The following is a 1,115-nucleotide window of genomic DNA, read 5'->3' on the forward strand; positions in this document are numbered from 1 at the left end:
GGAAGGTCTGAAGTACCCACCGATTTTTGAGGCCCTCGCTGCTTGAGGTTCAAAAAATCCAAGTCGGCCGAAAAACAGACCCTTCTTGTCTTTAATTCACGGCTCTTTCCTCTGATCGTGCTGTTTCAGGGCGATCAGCCCGCATTACAGACGCACCTCTCCCGCATTCAACAACCGTTTTCGCACCATCCACAGGTTCGACAATGCGAACAAGGTTGTCTGTTGGGCGATGTTTTTCGACAAGCCACGAAAGCGTACTTTCGTGTAGCCAAACTGGCGCTTGATCACGCGAAAGGGATGTTCAACCTTGGCCCGCACCTGCGCTTTGGCGTATTCGATCTTGCGTCGCATACGCCCGATCAAACTCTTTTTTCCGTGCTTTCTATAGCTGCTGGGACGCGCGGCAATCGACCAAATCATCGTGCGGTTCTGATGCTCAGCACGCTTCTCCACACCGGTATAACCCGCATCGCCGCACACGTAAGTTTCCTCACCATGCAACAACTGATCGACCTGCGTCACGTCCGCCACATTCGCCGCCGTGCCCACCAGGCTGTGCACCAAGCCGGATTCGGCATCGACGCCGATGTGCGCTTTCATACCAAAAAAGTACTGATTTCCTTTTTTCGTCTGATGCATTTCCGGGTCGCGCTTGCCGTCCTTGTTCTTGGTCGAACTCGGGGCATGAATGATCGTCGCATCGACCACCGTGCCTTGGCGCAGCATCAAGCCACGGTCACCCAGATAGCCGTTGATGACCTGCAAGATCCCGCCCGCCAACTCATGTTTTTCCAGCAGGCGCCGGAAGTTGAGGATCGTGGTTTCATCGGGAATTCGATCCAGATGCAGCCCCGCGAACTGGCGCAGAATCGTCGTTTCATAGAGTGATTCTTCCATCGCCGGATCGCTGTAGCCGAACCAGTTCTGCATCAGATGAACCCGCAACATGGCCAGCAACGGATACGCCGGACGACCGCCTTCACCTTTCGGATAATGCGGCTCGATCAAGGCAATCAAGCCCTTCCAGGGCACGACCTGATCCATCTCGATCAGGAAGCGCTCACGGCGGGTCTGCTTACGTTTGCCGGCGTACTCAGCATCGGCGAAGGACATCT

The 1,115-nt window shown here is 55.2% G+C and carries 1 protein-coding gene; it reads right to left on the reverse strand.

Annotation, left to right across the window (positions count from 1 at the left end; translation table 11 throughout):
• Positions 1-144: 144 nt before the first annotated feature.
• Positions 145-1,113 (reverse strand): IS5 family transposase, encoded by a 969-nt coding sequence (locus IEQ42_RS27225; RefSeq protein WP_210706197.1) that lies wholly within the window; start codon positions 1,111-1,113, stop codon positions 145-147.
• Between the last annotated feature and the right edge of the window lie 2 nt (positions 1,114-1,115).

This window comes from Pseudomonas iridis (assembly GCF_017980685.1).
GTDB lineage: Bacteria > Pseudomonadota > Gammaproteobacteria > Pseudomonadales > Pseudomonadaceae > Aquipseudomonas > Aquipseudomonas iridis.

Coding starts and splice junctions, on each gene's coding strand:
- IEQ42_RS27225 (WP_210706197.1), bottom strand. CDS start 1,113: ATGTCCTTCGCCGATGCTGAGTACGCCGGCAAACGTAAGCAGACCCGC.